Here is a 507-nt window from a genome sequence, read left to right as displayed (position 1 = left end):
AGCGCAGCTGGACGTGATCGGCACCGTCTGCCAGGCCGTCTTCCCGTTCCTGCCGAACACCTTGACGGAAGCTTCTGCCCCGGACTCTCCGACCTGTGTGCCCCGTCGCCCCCGGAAGCTTCCGGCCGAGGGCTCCGATGAACTCGGGCTGGTGGCGCTGCGGGCAACGGACTCCGTGAACCGGGAAATCGTGGGGCTGCTCAACAACCGCGTCGACGACGCCGACCCCTTCGAGGCCCACCTCCTGGGCGAGTACCTGATCACCACCATGACCGTGTGCGTGGACCGTTGGTTCGCGGCCACCGGTGGCGACCTGACGGACCAGACCCGCAAGCTCTGGCAGGACCTTCTCAGCCATGCCATGGACTCCCTCCGAAGGGGCTTCGGCCCCTGAATCGTCCTGGCCACCCAGGACCACTCGGCGGCCTGCACCGCCTCCCGATCCAAGAACCTGATTCACCGCAAGACACACACGAAAGGTCTTCCCCGTGGCAAAACTCCTCTACC

At 66.1% G+C, this 507-nt stretch carries 1 pseudogene; it reads left to right on the top strand.

The annotated features are described in order from the left end of the window. Nucleotides 1-394: pseudogene (locus tag GTW58_RS14130) on the top strand (hypothetical protein); the annotation flags it as partial. Between the last annotated feature and the right edge of the window lie 113 nt (nucleotides 395-507).

It is taken from the genome of Kocuria subflava, assembly GCF_012163155.1.
Classification (GTDB): domain Bacteria; phylum Actinomycetota; class Actinomycetes; order Actinomycetales; family Micrococcaceae; genus Kocuria; species Kocuria subflava.
This window is presented reverse-complemented; position numbering and strand designations above follow the sequence as displayed.